The organism is Rhodobium gokarnense, from assembly GCF_025961475.1.
Taxonomy (GTDB): domain Bacteria; phylum Pseudomonadota; class Alphaproteobacteria; order Rhizobiales; family Rhodobiaceae; genus Rhodobium; species Rhodobium gokarnense.
This window is the reverse complement of sequence record NZ_JAOQNS010000015.1, coordinates 69,837-88,001: the sequence shown is the minus strand read 5'-3', so window position 1 is coordinate 88,001 and position 18,165 is coordinate 69,837. Positions and strand designations below refer to the sequence as shown.

18 protein-coding genes and 1 riboswitch are annotated in these 18,165 nt (G+C 67.4%); of the genes, 11 read left to right on the top strand and 7 right to left on the bottom strand.

The genetic code is table 11. The features are described from left to right. Positions 1 to 158: 158 nt before the first annotated feature. Entirely contained in the window at positions 159 to 749 is a 591-nt protein-coding gene (locus tag M2319_RS21240) for a hypothetical protein (RefSeq protein ID WP_264603475.1), read from the bottom strand. A gap of 223 nt (positions 750 to 972) precedes the next feature. On the opposite strand from M2319_RS21240, the gene ppa reads away from it, so the two are divergent. Further along, positions 973 to 1,506 carry an inorganic diphosphatase gene (gene ppa, locus M2319_RS21235; protein WP_264603474.1) on the top strand — a complete coding sequence of 178 codons (534 nt, stop codon included), beginning with the start codon at positions 973 to 975 and terminating at the stop codon, positions 1,504 to 1,506. A gap of 6 nt (positions 1,507 to 1,512) precedes the next feature. Here ppa and M2319_RS21230 read toward each other — a convergent pair whose 3' ends face one another. Further along, positions 1,513 to 2,427, bottom strand: a complete 915-nt coding sequence (locus M2319_RS21230; protein ID WP_406682251.1) for a polyprenyl synthetase family protein — start codon at positions 2,425 to 2,427, stop codon at positions 1,513 to 1,515. Between the two features lie 137 nt (positions 2,428 to 2,564). On the opposite strand from M2319_RS21230, the gene mtgA reads away from it, so the two are divergent. The 5 genes from mtgA (at position 2,565) to M2319_RS21205 (ending at position 7,042) form a co-directional block, all read left to right on the top strand. Beyond that, positions 2,565 to 3,254 (top strand): monofunctional biosynthetic peptidoglycan transglycosylase, encoded by a 690-nt coding sequence (gene mtgA, locus M2319_RS21225; RefSeq protein ID WP_264603473.1) that lies wholly within the window; start codon positions 2,565 to 2,567, stop codon positions 3,252 to 3,254. Between the two features lie 154 nt (positions 3,255 to 3,408). Further along, a complete protein-coding gene (rpmF, locus tag M2319_RS21220; RefSeq protein WP_264603472.1) occupies positions 3,409 to 3,594 on the top strand; it encodes a 50S ribosomal protein L32 in 186 nt (61 codons plus the stop codon). 212 nt (positions 3,595 to 3,806) lie between these two features. Next, entirely contained in the window at positions 3,807 to 4,229 is a 423-nt protein-coding gene (locus M2319_RS21215) for a hypothetical protein (protein WP_264603471.1), read from the top strand. A 63-nt stretch (positions 4,230 to 4,292) separates the two neighbouring features. Continuing rightward, entirely contained in the window at positions 4,293 to 5,894 is a 1,602-nt protein-coding gene (gene ggt / locus M2319_RS21210; RefSeq protein WP_264603470.1) for a gamma-glutamyltransferase, read from the top strand. 146 nt (positions 5,895 to 6,040) lie between these two features. Next, positions 6,041 to 7,042 (top strand): alpha/beta hydrolase family protein, encoded by a 1,002-nt coding sequence (locus M2319_RS21205; RefSeq protein WP_264603469.1) that lies wholly within the window; start codon positions 6,041 to 6,043, stop codon positions 7,040 to 7,042. Between the two features lie 27 nt (positions 7,043 to 7,069). On the opposite strand, the gene M2319_RS21200 is transcribed toward M2319_RS21205, so the two are convergent. Next, complete coding sequence (locus tag M2319_RS21200; protein ID WP_264603468.1) at positions 7,070 to 7,438, bottom strand: hypothetical protein; 369 nt, start codon at positions 7,436 to 7,438, stop codon at positions 7,070 to 7,072. Positions 7,439 to 7,714: 276 nt separating this feature from the next. On the opposite strand from M2319_RS21200, the gene M2319_RS21195 reads away from it, so the two are divergent. Beyond that, the gene (locus M2319_RS21195; RefSeq protein WP_264603467.1) at positions 7,715 to 9,481 is read left to right on the top strand and encodes a putative bifunctional diguanylate cyclase/phosphodiesterase; all 1,767 of its coding nucleotides are present in this window, start codon (positions 7,715 to 7,717) and stop codon (positions 9,479 to 9,481) included. 18 nt (positions 9,482 to 9,499) lie between these two features. Here M2319_RS21195 and thiE read toward each other — a convergent pair whose 3' ends face one another. The 4 genes from thiE to phaR form a co-directional block, all read right to left on the bottom strand. Continuing rightward, positions 9,500 to 10,141 (bottom strand): thiamine phosphate synthase, encoded by a 642-nt coding sequence (gene thiE, locus M2319_RS21190; protein WP_264603466.1) that lies wholly within the window; start codon positions 10,139 to 10,141, stop codon positions 9,500 to 9,502. Beyond that, a complete protein-coding gene (gene thiM, locus M2319_RS21185) occupies positions 10,138 to 10,947 on the bottom strand; it encodes a hydroxyethylthiazole kinase (RefSeq protein ID WP_264603465.1) in 810 nt (269 codons plus the stop codon). The genes thiE and thiM overlap by 4 nt, the downstream gene beginning before the upstream one ends. Beyond that, positions 10,944 to 12,746 carry a phosphomethylpyrimidine synthase ThiC gene (thiC, locus tag M2319_RS21180; RefSeq protein WP_264603464.1) on the bottom strand — a complete coding sequence of 601 codons (1,803 nt, stop codon included), beginning with the start codon at positions 12,744 to 12,746 and terminating at the stop codon, positions 10,944 to 10,946. The genes thiM and thiC overlap by 4 nt, the downstream gene beginning before the upstream one ends. 98 nt (positions 12,747 to 12,844) lie before the next feature. Continuing rightward, positions 12,845 to 12,967: riboswitch (TPP riboswitch) on the bottom strand. A 93-nt stretch (positions 12,968 to 13,060) separates the two neighbouring features. Beyond that, positions 13,061 to 13,720: a polyhydroxyalkanoate synthesis repressor PhaR gene (phaR, locus tag M2319_RS21175; protein ID WP_264603463.1), complete on the bottom strand. Its 660-nt coding sequence runs from the start codon at positions 13,718 to 13,720 to the stop codon at positions 13,061 to 13,063. Between the two features lie 353 nt (positions 13,721 to 14,073). Between phaR and M2319_RS21170 the strand changes: the two genes are divergently transcribed. From M2319_RS21170 to yddG, 4 genes are all read left to right on the top strand, one after another. Continuing rightward, a complete protein-coding gene (locus tag M2319_RS21170; RefSeq protein WP_264603462.1) occupies positions 14,074 to 15,255 on the top strand; it encodes an acetyl-CoA C-acetyltransferase in 1,182 nt (393 codons plus the stop codon). 115 nt (positions 15,256 to 15,370) lie between these two features. Beyond that, entirely contained in the window at positions 15,371 to 16,093 is a 723-nt protein-coding gene (gene phbB / locus M2319_RS21165) for a beta-ketoacyl-ACP reductase (protein WP_264603461.1), read from the top strand. A gap of 142 nt (positions 16,094 to 16,235) precedes the next feature. Then, positions 16,236 to 17,183, top strand: a complete 948-nt coding sequence (gene pip / locus M2319_RS21160) for a prolyl aminopeptidase (protein ID WP_264603460.1) — start codon at positions 16,236 to 16,238, stop codon at positions 17,181 to 17,183. A gap of 8 nt (positions 17,184 to 17,191) precedes the next feature. Next, positions 17,192 to 18,088 (top strand): aromatic amino acid exporter YddG, encoded by an 897-nt coding sequence (gene yddG, locus M2319_RS21155; RefSeq protein ID WP_264603459.1) that lies wholly within the window; start codon positions 17,192 to 17,194, stop codon positions 18,086 to 18,088. Positions 18,089 to 18,165 lie beyond the last annotated feature (77 nt).

Sequence of the window (18,165 nt, the reverse complement as noted above, 5' to 3'; positions counted from 1 at the left end):
GTTCCGTTCGATCGTCCGGTCATAGCTGTTGTCGCGCATGGGTCGCTCCTTTCCGCGATCCCATCACCGAATATCTGAACTCGCACAATTGCGAGGAGGCCGACAGGCCGACGCGGCAATCCAGAGGCCCTGTACTCCGACGCCGGCGGTAAGACACCCTACTCCCCGAGACTCGGTCCTGGCACGCCGATCCGTTCCGGCGTATCGGCACAGTCGAAAGACCCCGCGAGCCGGTCCGCCGCATCCCGCGCCAAGGCATTCGCATCCGGATTCGAGCGCACATCCACATAGGCGATGTGGCAGGTGGCGCCGGGCTGGATCTGGCTGACCACCAGCACCTCGCCCTGATCCTGGTCCTCGTCCAGCGAGGTGCGGTAGCGCAGGATCGTTGCGAAGGGCTGCCAGTCCCCGCCGACCCGTCGCACCCGCCATTCCAGCGTCTCGCCGATGGTGTTGAACGGACCGAGCGTCTGCGAGCGCAGCGGCTCCTCGCTCTCCTTGTCGTCGAACCAGACGAAGAACCGGAGATCACCCTCGCCGACGAACACCGGCCGGCCGCGATAGCCCTTACAGCGCACCAGCGTCCAGGAGCCCTCCTCAAGGTTCTGCTCGATGATCGGGCAGGCGTTGAGGTCGAGCTTCGTATAGGCGCTGTCGATCTCGGCAGCCTCGGCCCCCACGGCGCCTGCGAGCAACGTGATTGGCAGAGCAAGCAAGCGAAGCACCCGGTTCGCAATGTTTCCCGTCACTGGCCTTCTCCTCCTGGCAATCCCGGTGTCATCTGCACCCTAAGCCTTTTGTTGCACTGCACAACAAGCGCTTGCACCCATTCACTCTAGCGTTTATGACCCCCTGCAACGAAGCACAAAACCTCGTTTCGGCGCCAGGACAGCGACAATCGTGCGCTTGCTCCGGCCGGGACGATCCCCGCCCGGCGGCGGCCGCCGGACGACCAAGGAAAGGCCAGACCCCATGCGCATCGACGCGATCTCGATCGGCAACAACCCGCCCCACGACATCAATGTCATCGTCGAGGTTCCCGTCGGCGGCGAACCGGTCAAATACGAACTCGACAAGGCCTCCGGAGCCCTCGTCGTCGACCGCTTCCTCTACACCCCGATGCGCTATCCCGGGAATTACGGCTTCGTGCCCCACACCCTGTCCGACGACGGCGATCCGATCGACGTGCTGGTGCCGAACCAGCGCCCGATCGCGCCGGGCGCCATCATGAACTGCCGGCCGATCGGCGTCCTGATGATGGAGGACGAATCCGGCCATGACGAGAAGGTCATCGCCGTTCCCGCCCACGCCCTCACCAAGCGCTACGACCGCATCAAGTCGGCCACCGACCTGCCGGAAATCACGCTGCACCAGATCGAGCACTTCTTCGAGCACTACAAGGATCTGGAGCCCAACAAATGGGTGAAGATCGTCGGCTGGGAAGACGCTGCCTCGGCCGAACGGCTGATCATGGAAGCGGTCGACCGGGCAAACGCGGCCGGCTGACGCCCCTCAGTTCTTCCGCTCCGCAATGAACCGCGCGGCGGCGGCAAGCACCGCGGCCTTGTCGCCGAACGGTGCCAGGCACGCATCGGCCGTTTCGATCAACTCGCCCAGCCGTCTGTGGGCGGCATCCACGCCGAGCAGCGAGACCAGCGTCGCCTTGCCCCGCTCCGCGTCCTTGCCGGTCGCCTTGCCCATGTCGGCCGCTTCCGATTCCACGTCCAGAAGATCGTCGGCGAGCTGGAAGGCGTTGCCGATCGCCTTGGCGTAGCGGTCGAGCCGCTCCTTCGTCTCCGCATCCGCCCCGCCGAGGATGGCGCCGAGGGCAACGCCGGCGCGGATCAGATATCCGGTCTTCATCGCCTGCATCTGCAGGATTTCCTGTTCCGACAGCGCCCGCCCCTCGGCCGCCAGGTCGAGCATCTGGCCGCCGGCCATGCCGCCGAGGCCCGACGCCCGGGCAAGGCAGAGGACGAGGTCGGCGCGCACCGCCGCGTCGTCATGGGTCGCCGGGTCGGCGAGGATATCGAAGGCGTAGGTGAGGAGCGCGTCGCCGGCAAGGATCGCGGTCGCCTCGTCGAACGCCTTGTGGACGGTCGGCCGGCCGCGCCGGAGATCATCGTCGTCCATCGCCGGCAAATCGTCATGGACGAGGCTGTAGCAGTGGACGCATTCCAGCGCCGCAGCAGACCGCAGCACGCCGGGGCCCTCGACATCGAACAGCCTCGCCGTCTCCACCACCAGGAACGGCCGCAGCCGCTTGCCGCCGTCGAGACTGGCATGACGCATCGCCGCCAGAAGCCGCTCCGGCCGCACGATCTCGCCGGCAAGCGGCGTGGAGCCAAGCAGCCCTTCGAGCGTTTCTTCCATGCGGTCCGCGACCGCGGTCAGTCGTGCGACAAATTCCATGGCGACCTCGTCGATGGTCGGCGGCAAGGGTGCGAAACCGCTCGCCTCCGCCCCGTCCGGTTTGGTAGGAAAGACAGCCATAAGCCCCCGCGGGCGCCGCCCGCGACCCGGCATATGGCACAGGACCAGCGCCCAAGGGAAGGCCGACCCGCATGCGACTGAAGCCCACACGCCGCCTCCTGAAACGCATTGTCCTCGTCGTCGCGGTCCTCGTCCTGCTGCCGTTCCTGCTGATCCCGCTCTACCGCTTCGTCAATCCGCCGGCCTCCACCCTGATGCTGCGCGACTGGGTGACCGGCGGCAGCGTCGCCCGCCAATGGGTGGCGCTCGACGACATCTCGCCGAACCTGGTGCGTGCCGTGGTGATGTCGGAGGACGCCCGCTTCTGCGAGCACGACGGCATCGACTGGGAAGAGGTCCAGAACGCCCTGGAAGACGCCGAGGACGGCAAACCGCGCGGTGCCTCCACCCTCAACATGCAGCTTTCCAAGAACCTCTTCCTGTGGTCCTCGCGCAGCTACCTGCGAAAGGTCGTGGAGGCGCCGCTGGCGCTCTACATGGACGTGGTCCTGCCCAAGGACCGCATCGTCGAGCTCTATCTCAACACGGTGGAATGGGGACCTGGCGTTTTCGGCGCCGAGGCCGCTGCCCAGCGCTATTTCAAGCGGCCGGCGGCAAAGCTCACCCGCAACCAGGCCTCGTTGATGGCCGCCGCCCTGCCGAACCCGATCGCCCGCAATCCGGCGAGCCCCGGCCAGGGCCATGCCCGCCTCGCCCGCCGCATCGCCGGCCGCGCCGCCAAGTCCGGCGCCTACCTGGAATGCGTCCTTGGAAAGAAATAGGCGGGCCGGCGCGCCCCGCCAAAAAAACCGCGTTGGCAGGACTGGTCAAGCGCACCACATGCCTGTATAAGGCGCCCGATCAAGAAATGCCTTGCGCACCGCGCCGGGAGGTATCCCGGCGTGTTTTTGTGTGTTGAGATTTTGGAGACCTGACATGGCTGTCCCGAAGAGAAAAGTGACGCGGATGAAGCGCGGCTTCCGCCGCTCCGACGACGCGCTGCGCCAGCCGACCTATGTGGAAGACAAGGAGTCCGGCGAGCTGCGCCGGCCGCACCACATCGACCTGAAGACCGGCATGTATCGCGGCCGTCAGATCCTGGAGCCGAAGGAAGACATCTAAGGCTTCCGGCTTCTTGCATCCGACAAAACGCCCCAAAAACCCCCGGCCGTCCGCGGCCGGGGGTTTTCTTTTGCCCGGCATCGGGACCACGTCGCGCATGGACGCCGCCCCGCCGGCGGGTTACTAAGAGTGGGGACCGGGAACACTCCCGTCAGGATACGGATTTCAATGCGGCAGGCGACGCGGACCGTCGCCCTTGAAGGGTTTTTCCGATGCTGGTCAACATTCCCCTCACGATCATCCCCCTCATCGTCTACAACATCATCGCCTTCGGCCTCCTCGGCGCCTTCCCGGGCGACCCCTGGGTGGCGCCGGTGTTCACCGTGGAGATGATCTCCGATGCGCGCTGGACCATGGTCATCGGCGACCTGGTGGTCGCGGTTGCCATCGTCTTCCTGTTCTTCGAGATCCTGAAGGCGACGCGCACGACCTCCGGCTCCATTATCGACCACGGGCTCTCCACGCTCGTCTTCATCCTCTATCTCATCGAATTCCTGTTGGTCGCATCCGCCGCCCATTCGGTGTTCTTCATCCTGACGGTGATCGCGCTGGTCGACGTCGTCGCCGGCTTCAGCATCACCATCACCGCCGCGCGCCGCGATTTCGGCTGGGGCGGACCCAACGGCGGCATGTAAGAAAAAGACCTGCGCAAACGGACCGGCGCTCCTCAGAAAAACGCGCCGGCGGGAGGAAACCACATGACCGGCGCGACGCTTCGCGACTTCCATCAACCCGGCCGCTCGCCCGCCTATGCAACGGGGGCCATGGCCGCGACCTCCCACCCGCTGGCGACCGCAACGGCGCTCGACGTTCTCAGGCGCGGCGGCAACGCCGTCGATGCGACGATCGCCGCCGTCGCCGTCCTCGGCGTCGTCGAGCCGCACATGACCGGCATCGGCGGCGACTGCTTCGCCATCCTCTCCGACAAGGACGGCAAGCTCACCGGCCTCAACGGCTCCGGCCGCGCGCCCATGGCGGCAAGCCTCGACCGGCTGCTGGAAGAGGGCGTCACGGAGATCGGTCCGGATTCCGTCCATGCCGTGACGGTTCCGGGCGCCGTCGCCGCCTGGCAGAAACTGCTGACGGAGCACGGCACCTGGAGCCTGGCGGACGCGCTGGCGCCGGCCATCGCCTATGCCGAAGACGGCTTCCCCGTCACCCCGCGCGTCGGTGCCGACTGGGCCGGAGAGGCCTCGCGCCTTGCCCGCGACAAGGGTGCTGCAAAACATTTCCTCGTCGACGGCGCCGCCCCGACGGTCGGCTCGGTGCACCGCCTGCCGGCCCTTGCCGAAACCCTCCGGCGCATTGCCGAAGAGGGCCCGAAAGGCTTCTACGAGGGCCCGGTCGCCGAAGAGATCGTCGCCACCCTTGCCGCCCGCGGCGGCTGGATGCGCCTCGACGACCTCGCCGCCATAGAGCCGACGGCGGAGGTGCCGATCACGTCGGATTACCGGGGCTACACGGTCGCCGAACTGCCGCCGAACGGCCAGGGGCTGACGGCCCTCATCCTCCTCAACATCCTTCAGCACTTCGACCTGGATGACCTCGACCCGCTGGGGCCGGAGCGCTTCCACCTGGAGATGGAGGCGGCGCGCATCGCCTATGCCTGCCGCGACGCCTATATCGCCGACCCGGCCGCCATGACCGAGACGGTCGAGGCGCTGCTGGCGCCGCGCTATTCGGAGCGCCTCGCCGACACCATCGACCCGGGACGGCGCGGCGAACGGCCGGCCGCCAGCGACCTCGTCCCCGACGCCGACACGGTCTATCTCACCGTCGTCGACAGGGACCGCCGCGCGATCTCGCTGATCAACTCCGTCTATCACGGCTTCGGCTCGGGCATCGTCACGGAAAAGTCCGGCATTGCCCTGCAGAACCGCGGCGCCTGCTTCGTCGTCGAAAAGGGCCACCCCAACACCATCGATGCCGGCAAGCGTCCGATGCACACCATCATCCCCGGTTTCGTGCTGAAGGACGGCGCCCCCTTCATGAGTTTTGGGGTCATGGGCGGCGCCTACCAGCCCTGCGGCCACGCCCATTTCCTCACCAACATGATCGACTACGGCATGGACGTGCAGGCCGCCCTCGACTTCCCGCGCCTCTTCTGGGACGACGCCAACGGCCCGCTCTCGGCGGAAACCACGATCCCCGAGGCAACGCTGGAGGGCCTCGCCGCGCGCGGCCACGAGGTGACGATGGCCGAAAGCCCCCATGGCGGAGGCCAGGCCATCCGCATGGACGGCAACGTCCTCATCGGCGGCTCGGACCCCCGCAAGGACGGCTGCGCGCTGGGGTTCTGATCGGGCACGACGTGCGGCCGGCATGTCCTACGATGGGGAATCGCGAATAGCTTGGGGACGCGGCTTGCACACGACAGCGCCGGACCACATCTGAAAGGCTCACGGGGAGCGCGCCGCACCGGCGCACCGATGGAGCGTTTTTCGGCATGCGTATTCTTCACCGCGTGGGCGGCCTGGCGGCCGTGGCCGCGCTGGCCGTCGGCCTTGTCGCTTCGACGGCGAGTTCCGGACATGCGACGCAATCATCGGCCTACAATGCCGGCGTCACCCGCCTCTCCCTTACCGGTTCGCGACAGCTCGACACCCTCGTCTGGTATCCGACGAAAGACGCCGAGGTGCCCTTCAAGGCCGGACCGTTCACCGTCCCCGCGACACGGGACGCAGGTGTCGCCGATGGCCGCTTTCCGGTCGTGCTGCTGTCCCATGGCGGCGGGCCGACCGGCGGCAGCCCGATGATCCTGAAGGAGCTTTCCGCCGCGCTTGCCCGAAACGGCTTTCTCGTCATCGCCCCCATGCACCGCGATACGCCGCTGCTGGCCCGGCCGGCGCAGGTCGCTGCCGCGCTCGCGGGCGTCACCGCCGATCCGCGCTTCGCAGGTCACGCGGACGCGGAGCGTCTCGGCATGGCCGGCTTTTCCCTCGGCGGCGCGGTCACCATTGCCCTTGCCGGCGGGGTTCCGAACCCCGCGGCGCTCGCCGCCTATTGTGAGAAACACCCTGAGGACATCCGCTCCTGCGATGCCGGCCCCGGCAGCCGGGGCGGCAAGGCGGGCAACAGACCGAAGACCGGAACGAGCGGAAAGCGCCCGCCGCCGCCACACCTGCCGGTCAAAGCGCTGGCGCTCCTCGATCCGTTCGGCGTGCTCTTTGATGAAAAGGGGCTTTCCGGCGTCGCCGCGGCCACGCTGCTGATCCGCCCGCAGGACAGCTCCCTCGGCATTGCGAATACCGAGGTCCTTGCCGCCGGCATCGATGCGGCACACCGCGAGACAATCCCCGGCGGCCATTTCGTCTTCACCGACGACTGCCCCGACGCCCTGAAGGCCGACGCCGAAGGGCTCTGCACGGACCCACCCGGCATCGACCGCGCTGCGATACGGACCGGGATGGCAAAGACCGTCGCTGAGTTTTTCAGAAAAACGCTCTGATCGCGCCGACAGAGGCGCACCGGAAGGTCAGGAAACCACCGCCATCAGCCGGCCGGCCTCGGGGATCGTGCGGGCCTTGCGCGCATCGCCATAGGCGGCGGCGGCATCGCTTGGCTCGGCGCGCCGGCGGGCGCGGGTCTGTGGCAAGTCCTGCTTGGTTGCGATGAGCTGGGCAAGGGCCGGGGCATAGGGCCGGTACAGCCAGGCGGTGGGGCCAGTCTCCTTGCGGCGGCGGCTGTGGTCCGGCCGTGCCGGCACCAGCGCCGTTCCGGTACGCTTTTCGGCCGGCTGCTCGCGGCGCTCGTCGCTGCGGATGGACTGCGAGGCCTCGACGCGGCGCCGGGCGTTGCCGACGTCGTTTCGTACCGAACCGCTTTTTGCGATACCCGAGATCATTGGTTGCCAAAGCCTTACGCTTTGTCCCTGAACGGGACGGTTTCGACTGTAACGCCGAAAACCGCGCAAGCGCCATGCCAGACGATCACGTTTTGTTAACCAAAAAATGGTGTGGTCGGGAGAAAATACGCGACATACGCCGCGTTCCGGGCCGCGCGGCGTTCCTCGGGCGGTACTATCTGCCGCCACGAAATCTGGGGATATGCGCCATCTGCCGGCGGGCATGACGTCACCCGGCGACAGATCAGGCTTTGAGCCCGCAAGGGGTGGGTCGGAATGACCGATAAGAAGACACCGGATGCCGGCGCCGCACCGAACGATCCCTCGGACCCCGCCGAACTGAATGCCGAAGAAATCCTGACCGCCGTCGGCGAGGCCGTCTACGAATGGACGCTCGGCGACGACCGCGTCCGCTGGAGCGGCAACGCCGCCGAGGTGCTGCCGGTCAAAAATCCGGCCGCGCTCCAGGAGGGCCGGCGCTTTGCCGCCCTCATCGACCCCGACAGCCCGCTCACCCGCTTCGACGCCGTCGCCGGCAGCGGCAAGCGGGACCATGGCGGCGGCCAGCCCTATTGCGCCCGCTACTGCCTGAAGGGAACGGCGACGACGACCGGCGCGGCGATCTGGATCGAGGATACCGGTGTCTGGTTCGGCGACGGTGAAGGCCTGCCGGCCCGCGCCCGCGGCATCGTCAGGAAGGTCACCGAGCGCCACGCCGCCGAGGTCGAGCTCAGCTTCCTGTCCCAGCACGACGCCCTTACCGGGCAACTGAACCGCGCCCATCTGATGAAGCGCCTCAATGAGGCGATCGCCACCGCGCGCGACCAGTTCGCCTCCTGCGCCTTCCTGATCGCCGGCATCGACAACCTCGCCATCGTCAACGACACCTATGGCTACGAGGTCGCCGACCGGGTCATCGCCACCGTCGCGACCCGCCTGCAGCGCCAGTTGCGCAGCGGCGATTCCCTCGGCCGGCTCTCCGGCAACAAGTTCGGCATCGTCCTCAACGCCTGCTCGGAAGCGGAAATGGAGGTCGCCGCCGAGCGCCTCCTCGATGCCATCGCCTCCGAAGTGATCACCACGGAACTCGGGCCCGTGAGCGTCACCATTTCCATCGGTGGCGTCTCCTCGCCGCGCCACGCCGCCTCGGCCACCAAGGCGCTGGGCATGGCACATGAGGCCCTCGACCACGTCCACCGGCGCCAGTCCAACGGCTTTGCCATCTACCAGCCGAGCGAAAGCCGCGCCGCCGCGCGCCGCCGCAACGTCGAAATGGCGGACGCCATCGTCACGGGCCTCAACGAGCGCCGTTTCCGCCTCGCCTACCAGCCGATCGTCGAAGCGGCGACGGGGACGCCCGTCTACCACGAGTGCCTGCTGCGCCTCGACACCGCCGGCCCGGTGGAGGAGAGCGGCGCGCTGATCGCCGCCGCCGAACGGCTCGGCCTGGTGCGCCTCATCGACCACCGGGTGCTGGAACTGGCTGTGGAAACGCTCGCCCGCTATCCCGCGGCGCGCCTGTCGATCAACATTTCGGCGGAATGCATCGGCGACCGGAGCTGGATGCAGAAGCTGGTCGCCACCCTTGCCCGCCGGCCGCAATTCGGCAAGCGGCTGGCCGTGGAACTGACCGAGACCGCCGTCGTCAGGAATGTCGGCGAGGCCGCCCGCTTCATCGCAGACCTGCGCGATCTCGGCGTCAAGACCGCCATCGACGATTTCGGCACCGGCTATTCGTCGTTCCACATCCTGAAGGAACTCTCCGCCGACCTCGTCAAGATCGACGGCTCCTTCATCACCACGCTGCTCACCGACGAGCGCCACGAGGTCTTCGTCACCGCGCTGGTGGAGATCGCCAAGACGTTCCACCTGGAAACCGTCGCCGAATGGGTCCGCGACGCGGAGACCGCCGCAAGGCTGCGCGCCCTCGGCGTCGACTATTTCCAGGGCGAACTCTACGGCCTTGCAGCCTCCGAAGCGCCCTGGCCGGAGGACGAGAGCCTCAAGGCCTCGATCGGCAACGCCGCCGCGGCGCAGCGATAGACCTGCTGCCCGCAGCGATCAGCCCCGGCTCCGGCTGGCGGCGATCTCTTCGGCAAGGGCCCGCGCCGCCGCTTCCGGGTCGGGCCGGCCGCAGATCGCCGAAACCACGGCGAGCCCCTTCGCCCCCGCCGCAAAGACCTCGGCCACATGCGCCGCCTTCAGCCCGCCGATGGCGACGGCCGGGACCGGGCTCGCGGCGACCTGCGCGGCAAGACCCTCAAAGCCTACCGGGCGTTCATGGTCCGACTTGGTCGGCGTCGCAAAGACCGGCCCCGCGCCGACATAGTCGACCAGCGCCGGGTCGACGGCGGCGGCAAGCTCCGGCGTCTCCACCGACAGGCCGAGGATCGCCTGCGGGCCGACAAGGGCACGCGCCTCGGCAACGGACATGTCGCCCTGGCCGACATGGATGCCGTCGGCGCCGATCTCGGCGGCCGCCGCCACGTCGTCATTGACGATGAGGAGCGCCCCGGTGCCGGCGAGGGTCGCCTTCAGCGCCCGCCCGGTCTCGATCATCTGGGCCGTGCCGCCCTCCTTGTCGCGCAATTGCACCATGGTCGCCCCGCCGGCAACGGCCCGGCGGGCGGTTTCCACCATGCCGATGCTGGCGCAGAGCTGCGGGTCGAGCACGAGATAGAGCGACAGGTCGAACGCCGTCATGAGGTCACCTCGGCGACGTTGTGGATGACGGCCTCGGCATCGAGGGCCTCGGGCGTGACGGCCTGCAGCGCATCGAGGAAATGCGGCGCGAAGGTGCCCGCGCCCTCCGCCTTCTCATGCGCCCGGGCGCCCGCCGCGGCGAAATGCGCCAGCGCACCGACGGCGGCATCGAATGGATCGCTGGAAACCGCCGCATAGGCGCCGCACAGGCACGTCAGCGAACAGCCGAGCGCGGTGTTCATCGGCATCAGGGGCGAGCCGCCCTCGATCCGCACCGCACGCGCCCCGTCGGTGACGAAATCCGTTTCGCCCGTCACGGCGACGACGCTGCCGGACTCCTCGGCGAGCCTGCGCGCACCATCCTCGGCGACGGCAACGGGATCGCGCCCGTCGACGCCCTGGCCGCTGCTCGCCTCGCCGGCGAGCGACAGGATCTCCGAGGCATTGCCGCGGATGATGGTCGGTTTCAGCGCGACGAGGTCGGCCGCGACCCGGCGCCGATAGGACGTCGCCTGGCAGGCCACCGGATCGAACACCCAAGGGTGACCGGCAGCGCTCGCCCCGGCGATGGCCGCCTTCGCCCCGGCAATGAAGGGCGGCGACAGCGTGCCGATATTGACCGTCACCGCGCCGGCAATGCCGGCGAATTCCTCCGCCTCTTCCACGTCGGCGACCATGGCGGGGCTGGCCCCTGCCGCCAGCACCACATTGGCGGCGATGTTCATGGCGACATAGTTGGTGAGGCACTGCACCAGCGGCGGCTCGGCCCTGAGCGCGGCCAGAAGGGTTCCCGGCGTCTCGGTCATCGTGCGTCCTCCATCGGAACGTAAAGGGTTCCGCCCTCGCGGAATTTTTCCGCCATCTTCGCCATGCCCTCCTTCTGCGCCTCGGCGCGGATGTCGTGGGAGATGCGCATGGAGCAGAATTTCGGTCCGCACATGGAGCAGAAATGCGCCACCTTGTGCGCCTCCTTCGGCAGCGTCTCGTCGTGCATCGACCGGGCGGTATCCGGGTCGAGCGCTAGGTTGAACTGGTCCTCCCAGCGGAACTCGAACCGGGCGCGCGAGAGCGCGTCGTCGCGGGCCCGGGCCGCCGGATGCCCCTTGGCGAGGTCCGCGGCATGGGCGGCGATCTTGTAGGTGATGACGCCGGTCTTGACGTCGTTGCGGTCCGGCAGGCCGAGATGCTCCTTCGGCGTCACATAGCAGAGCATCGCCGTGCCGAACCAGCCGATCATCGCCGCCCCGATGCCCGACGTGATGTGGTCGTAGCCCGGCGCGATGTCGGTCGTCAGCGGCCCGAGCGTATAGAACGGCGCCTCGCCACAGACCTCCAATTGCTTGTCCATATTGGCCTTGATCTTGTGCATTGGCACGTGGCCAGGCCCCTCGATCATCACCTGGCAGTCCTTCGCCCAGGCGATCTGGGTCAGCTCCCCGAGCGTCTCCAGCTCGGCGAACTGGGCGGCGTCGTTGGCATCGGCGATGGAGCCGGGCCGCAACCCGTCGCCGAGGCTGAACGAGACGTCATAGGCCCGCGCGATGTCGCAGATCTCGTCGAAATGCTCGTAGAGGAAGCTCTCGCGGTGGTGGTGCAGGCACCACTTGGCCATGATCGAGCCGCCTCGGCTGACGATCCCCGTCACCCGGCCCACCGTCAGCGGGATCATGTGCAGCCGAACGCCGGCATGGATGGTGAAATAGTCCACCCCCTGCTCGGCCTGTTCGACCAGCGTGTCGCGGAACACCTCCCAGGAGAGATCCTCGGCGATGCCGCCGACCTTCTCCAGGGCCTGGTAGAGCGGCACGGTGCCGATCGGCACCGGGCTGTTGCGCAGGATCCAGTCGCGGATGTTGTGGATGTTGCGCCCCGTGGAGAGGTCCATGACCGTATCGGCGCCCCAGCGCGTCGCCCAGACCATCTTCTCCACCTCCTCGGCCATCGAGGACGTGACGGCGGAATTGCCGATATTGGCGTTGATCTTGACGAGGAAGTTGCGCCCGATGGCCATCGGCTCGGCCTCCGGGTGGTTGATGTTGGCGGGAATGATCGCCCGGCCCCTCGCCACCTCGTCGCGCACGAATTCCGGCGTGATGAGGTCGGGGATCTCGGCGCCGAACGCCTCGCCGTCGCGCGCCGGCGCCTCTTTCGCCGCCTGCCTGCCGAGGTTCTCGCGGATCGCGACGAACTCCATTTCCGGCGTGACGATGCCGGCCCTTGCATAGGCCATCTGCGTCGCCGCCCGTCCCCCTGTCGCCCGAAGAGGCCGATGGCGGACGGGGAATTCCGGCGTCAGACGCGCACCGTCGGCAAAGCCGTTGTCCGCGGGCGTCACGTGGCGGCCGTCATAGGCCTCGGTGTCGCCGCGCGCGGCGATCCAGCCGGCGCGCAGGCGCGGCAGGCCCTTGTCGATGGCGATCTCGGCCTCAGGGTCCGTATAGGGACCGGAGCTGTCATAGACGGTGACGGGCGGCTCGCCAGCGGTGGGATGCAGGTCGATCTCGCGCATCGGAACGCGAATGTCGGGGTGCACGGCGCCCCTATGCCAGACGCGGCGCGAGGCGGGCAGCGGGCCCGTGGTGACGGTGGGGGTATGGTCGGTCATCGGTCGGAGCCTCCAGAGCTCGAAGCGTTGGAGACCCAGTTCCGCGTTGAATGGAGAAGGACCGCGAGGACGTCGCCTCAGGACGATTCGGCCGAAGCCGCGCAGCCGGTGCACCATCCCTACGCCAGTATGAACTGGATCAGGTTCGTCGGGTCACTGCGCTGCGCCGGGCGGCGCCATCAGCATCTCAGCCCCTTGTCGGGACCCCCCGGGTGAATGGACAGAGACTGCGCGCCGGCCGGGGCCTTGTCAATGGCCGCTCCCGCCGGGTGCCCGTCCGGCTCCCGCAATGACCGTCGCCAAACGCGCCGGGTTCAGTCCTCGTCCTTGCCGGAAAGCGCGTCGAGCTGCTTCTGCATCTGGGAAAGCTGCTTCTTGAGGTCGGAAATGTCGGAGGGTTCCTCCGGCCTGGCGTCGCCGCCGGCGCCCGTGCCGGTACTGCCGGCACCCGTTGTGCCCGCGCCCGGTCCGCCGGTGCCCGGTCCGCCAGTGCCTGTGCCGCCAGTGCCTGTACCGACACCGCCGGCACCGAAGGGCAGGAACATGCGCATCGCCTTTTCGAACATGTCGGTGTTGCGCCGCACCTGGTCCTCCAGCGCCTCGAAGGCGGTCTGGCCGATCGAGGCGGTCATCTGCTGGCGCAGCTTTTCCTGCTCCTTGGCGAAGGACGACATGGAGAATTCCAGATAGCTCGGCACCAGCGTCTGCATGGAATCGCCGTAAAACCGGATGAGCTGCCTGAGGAAGGCGATCGGCAGGAGGTTCTGGCCCTTGTTCTCCTGCTCGAAGATGATCTGGGTCAGCACCGAACGGGTGATCTCGTCGCCGGATTTGGCATCGAAGACGACGAAGTCGTCCTCGTTCTTGACCATCTCGGCGAGGTCTTCGAGCGTCACATAGGTGCTCGTCCCGGTGTTGTAGAGCCGCCGGTTCGCGTATTTCTTGATGACGGTCGGTTTTTCTGTTTTCGCCATCCGTTCCCTGCCCCTTGGATTCGCCTTGTTGTTTTTGCGAGCGGCCGCACTGCACAACCACTTGCGGCATCCTATGCGCCGAAAACGGCGCCTCGCAAGGAATAGATTTGGCCCGCGACGGAAACCGGGCGGTTTCGGCCGCCCCGAAAGGCTCCTCGCGGCCCCGGAATCCTTGCCGTGGTGCAGCATCCTCTACGTCGACGGGAACATCCGCATCACCGAATAGTACGGTTGACTCAACCGGAACCGATAGGTCTATTCCGTGTATCCGGCATCGGGCGCACGGGTTTTAACCCGCAAAGACAAGCCCTCAAATGCATGCATGCTCAAGACCAGACACCCGGGAGGAACGGATGGGTCAGACCAGTGAAGTTGTAATCGTCAGCGCCGCGCGCACACCCGTTGGAAGCTTCAACGGCTCGTTTTCCAACACCCCTGCGCACGAACTCGGCGCGGTCGCCATCAAGGCCGCCCTGGAGCGCGCCTCCGTTGCCCCGGAAGACGTCGACGAGGTGATCTTCGGCCAGGTGCTGACCGCGGCACAGGGCCAGAACCCGGCGCGCCAGGCCGCAATCGCCGCCGGCCTGCCAAAGGAGGCAACGGCCTGGGTCGTCAACCAGGTCTGCGGCTCGGGGCTCAGGACCGTCGCCCTCGGCATGCAGCAGATCCTGTGCGGCGATGCCGACGTCATCGTCGCCGGCGGCCAGGAAAACATGACGCTGTCGCCCCACTGCGCCAACCTTCGGGCCGGCCACAAGATGGGCGACTACAAGATGATCGATTCCATGATCAAGGACGGCCTGTGGGACGCCTTCAACGGCTATCACATGGGCAACACGGCCGAGAACGTCGCCACCCAGTGGCAGCTCACCCGCGATGAGCAGGACGCCTTCGCCGTCGCCTCCCAGAACAAGGCCGAAGAGGCGCAGAAGGCGGGCCGGTTCAAGGACGAGATCGTGCCCGTGACCGTCGTCGAACGGCGCAAGGAGCGGGTCGTGGAGGACGACGAATATATCCGCCTCGGCGCCACCATCGACGGCGTCGCCAAGCTGCGCCCGGCCTTTACCAAGGACGGCACGGTGACCGCCGGCAACGCATCGGGCATCAATGACGGCGCCGCCGCCATCGTCCTGATGTCGGCCGCAGAAGCCGAGAAGCGCGGCCTTGAGCCGCTCGCCCGCATCAAGTCCTGGGCGACCGCCGGCGTCGATCCGGCGATCATGGGCACCGGCCCGATCCCGGCCTCGCGCAAGGCGCTGGAAAAGGCCGGCTGGTCGGTCGACGACCTCGACCTCGTGGAGGCCAACGAGGCCTTCGCCGCCCAGGCCTGCGCGGTCAACAAGGACATGGGCTGGAACACCGACATCGTCAACGTCAATGGCGGCGCCATCGCCATCGGCCACCCGATCGGCGCTTCCGGCGCCCGGGTGCTGGTGACGCTGCTGCACGAGATGAAGCGCCGCGACGCCAAGAAGGGCCTTGCCACCCTGTGCATCGGCGGCGGCATGGGCGTCGCGCTCTGCGTCGAGCGCTAGGAGAAGGAGCAATCACGCCCGCGGCGGTCGGCCCGCCGCGGGCTTTCTATTTCGACGGGCCGGAGAAGTCACAAGCAAAAGCACAAACACAAAAACGAACAGTGAGGAAACAGATATGGGTAAAGTTGCGATTGTTACCGGCGGCACCAGAGGCATCGGCGCCGCCATTTCCAAAGCCTTGAAGGATGCCGGCTATTCCGTCGCCGCGACCTATGCGGGCAATGACGAGGCCGCCTCCAAATTCCACGAAGAGACCGGCATCCCGGTCTACAAGTGGAACGTCTCCGACTTCAATGCCTGCGCGGAAGGCATCGCCAAGGTCGAGGCCGATATCGGCCCGGTCGACGTGCTGGTCAACAATGCCGGCATCACCCGCGACGGCATGTTCCACAAGATGACGCCCGAGCAGTGGTCCGCCGTCATCGACACCAATCTGAACGCGCTCTTCAACATGACCCGCCATGTCTGGGAGGGCATGCGCGAGCGCAGCTTCGGCCGCGTCATCAGCATCTCCTCCGTCAACGGCCAGAAGGGCCAGATGGGCCAGTCCAACTATTCCGCCGCCAAGGCCGGCGAGATCGGCTTCACCAAGGCGCTGGCCCAGGAAGGCGCCCGCAAGGGCATCACCGTCAACGCCATCTGCCCGGGCTATATCGGGACCGAGATGGTCCGCGCCGTGCCGGAAAAGGTGCTGGAGTCCATCATCGGCATGATCCCTATCGGCCGCCTCGGCGAGCCGGAGGAGATCGCCCGCTGCGTCGTCTTCCTCGCCTCGGAAGACGCCGGCTTCATCACCGGCTCGACGCTCTCGGCCAATGGCGGCCAGTACATGGTCTGACCGCCGGCGACAAAGCTTTGTAACATCGAGCGGGAGCGGCCCCGGCCGCTCCCGTTTCTTTTTGGCGGCATCGTTTGGCGGCTGGCGACATCCTCTGGCCATGTTATGAAGAGCCGGATTTCCAGAACCGACGGATCCCGCCATGCGACACCGGCCGCTCTATCCCCCCATCGAGCCCTACGCCTCCGGCATGCTTCAGACCGGCGACGGCCACGAGGTCTACTGGGAGGCCTGCGGCAACCCGGACGGAAAGCCGGCGGTGTTCCTGCATGGCGGCCCCGGCGGCGGCTGCAATGCCCAGCAGCGGCGCTATTTCGACCCGGAGCGCTACAACGTCATCCTGTTCGACCAGCGCGGCTGCGGCCGCTCGAAACCCCACGCCTCGCTGGAGGCCAACACCACCTGGCACCTCGTCGCCGACATCGAGGCGCTGCGCGAGATGCACGGCATCGACAAATGGCTGGTCTTCGGCGGCTCCTGGGGCTCGTGCCTCGCGCTCGCCTATGCCGAAAGGCACCCGGACCGGGTCAGCGAGCTGATCCTGCGCGGCGTCTTCACCCTGCGCAGCTCCGAGCTCGCCTGGTACTATCAGGAGGGCGCCTCCTGGCTCTTCCCGGACTACTGGGACGACTTCCTCGCCCCGATCCCCGACGACGAGCGGAGCGACCTCCTTGCCGCCTATCACCGGCGCCTTACCGGGTCCGACCGTACCGCACAGCTTGAGGCGGCAAGAGCCTGGTCGATCTGGGAGGGCCGCACCATCACGCTCCTGCCCAACGCGGATTTCGCCGCCGACTTCGGCGAGGAAAATTTCGCCCTCGCCTTTGCCCGCATCGAGAACCACTACTTCGTCAATGCCGGCTTCCTGGACGAAGGCCAGCTCATCCGCGACGCGGGACGCCTCAAAGCCATACCCGGCGTCATCGTCCAGGGCCGCTACGACGCGGCGACGCCCATGCGCACGGCCTACGACCTGCACAAGGCCTGGCCGGAGGCCGAGTTCACCGTCATCGACGATGCCGGCCACGCCTTTTCCGAGCCGGGCATCCGCTCCGCGCTGATCGCGGCGACCGACCGGTTCGCCGGGTAAACCCTGCCATGACCGTCCGCCTCGCCACCCTGATCGGCTTTACCGCCGTCCTGATGTGGGCGCTGCTCGCGCTCTTCACCGCGGCAAGCGGCAAGGTCCCGCCGTTCCAGCTCCTGGCGCTGACCATGGGCCTCGGCGGACTGATCGGCGTCGTCTCCTGGACCTGGAGGCCCGGCGCCGCCGGTGCGCTCATCCAGCCCTGGCCGGTCTGGCTCCTCGGCGTCGGCGGCCTCTTCGGCTACCACTTTTTCTACTATACGGCGCTGAGGAACGCCCCACCGGTCGAGGCCGGCCTCATCGCCTATCTCTGGCCGCTGCTGATCGTCGTCTTTTCCGCGTTGCTGCCCGGCGAACGCCTGCGCTGGTTCCACATCGCGGGATCCCTTCTCGGCCTTTTCGGCACGGCGCTCATCGTCACCGGCGGCAGGGGTTTTGCGTTCAACGCCGAATACACCACCGGCTATCTGGCGGCCGCCGTCTGCGCGCTGACATGGTCGACCTATTCCGTTGTCTCGCGGCGCTTTGCGGGCGTCCCGACCGACGCCGTCGCCGGCTTCTGCCTTGCCGGTGCCGCCCTCAGCGCTGTGTGCCATCTCCTTTTCGAACAAACCGTCTGGCCGGCCGATGCGGGCGAGTGGCTTGCCGTTGCCGGCCTCGGCCTGATGCCGGTCGGCGCGGCCTTTTATGTCTGGGACGTCGGCGTGAAGAAGGGCGACATCCAGGTCCTCGGCGCCGCCTCCTACGCCGCCCCGCTTCTGTCCACCCTGATCCTCATCGCCTTCGGCTTCGGCGTCGCCTCCTGGCCCGTCGTCATCGCCTGCCTGGCCATCACCGGCGGCGCGGTCCTTGCGGCAAAGGACATGCTGCGACGGCGATCGGATGTCCGGGCGATAGAGCATCCATAGTCATGCATCATGCATGTTGACGGACGAGATTCTCCCCTCCGTAGTCATGTCATATAGGCTGATAGTCTGCGGGTCGG

Bases quoted from the DNA above. Each gene is read 5' to 3' on its own strand.
- ppa (WP_264603474.1), top strand. From the start codon at position 973: ATGCGCATCGACGCGATCTCGATCGGCAACAACCCGCCCCACGACATC.
- mtgA (WP_264603473.1), top strand. From the start codon at position 2,565: ATGCGACTGAAGCCCACACGCCGCCTCCTGAAACGCATTGTCCTCGTC.
- rpmF (WP_264603472.1), top strand. From the start codon at position 3,409: ATGGCTGTCCCGAAGAGAAAAGTGACGCGGATGAAGCGCGGCTTCCGC.
- M2319_RS21215 (WP_264603471.1), top strand. From the start codon at position 3,807: ATGCTGGTCAACATTCCCCTCACGATCATCCCCCTCATCGTCTACAAC.
- ggt (WP_264603470.1), top strand. From the start codon at position 4,293: ATGACCGGCGCGACGCTTCGCGACTTCCATCAACCCGGCCGCTCGCCC.
- M2319_RS21205 (WP_264603469.1), top strand. From the start codon at position 6,041: ATGCGTATTCTTCACCGCGTGGGCGGCCTGGCGGCCGTGGCCGCGCTG.
- M2319_RS21200 (WP_264603468.1), bottom strand. From the start codon at position 7,438: ATGATCTCGGGTATCGCAAAAAGCGGTTCGGTACGAAACGACGTCGGC.
- M2319_RS21195 (WP_264603467.1), top strand. From the start codon at position 7,715: ATGACCGATAAGAAGACACCGGATGCCGGCGCCGCACCGAACGATCCC.
- thiE (WP_264603466.1), bottom strand. From the start codon at position 10,141: ATGACGGCGTTCGACCTGTCGCTCTATCTCGTGCTCGACCCGCAGCTC.
- thiM (WP_264603465.1), bottom strand. From the start codon at position 10,947: ATGACCGAGACGCCGGGAACCCTTCTGGCCGCGCTCAGGGCCGAGCCG.
- thiC (WP_264603464.1), bottom strand. From the start codon at position 12,746: ATGACCGACCATACCCCCACCGTCACCACGGGCCCGCTGCCCGCCTCG.
- phaR (WP_264603463.1), bottom strand. From the start codon at position 13,720: ATGGCGAAAACAGAAAAACCGACCGTCATCAAGAAATACGCGAACCGG.
- M2319_RS21170 (WP_264603462.1), top strand. From the start codon at position 14,074: ATGGGTCAGACCAGTGAAGTTGTAATCGTCAGCGCCGCGCGCACACCC.
- phbB (WP_264603461.1), top strand. From the start codon at position 15,371: ATGGGTAAAGTTGCGATTGTTACCGGCGGCACCAGAGGCATCGGCGCC.
- pip (WP_264603460.1), top strand. From the start codon at position 16,236: ATGCGACACCGGCCGCTCTATCCCCCCATCGAGCCCTACGCCTCCGGC.
- yddG (WP_264603459.1), top strand. From the start codon at position 17,192: ATGACCGTCCGCCTCGCCACCCTGATCGGCTTTACCGCCGTCCTGATG.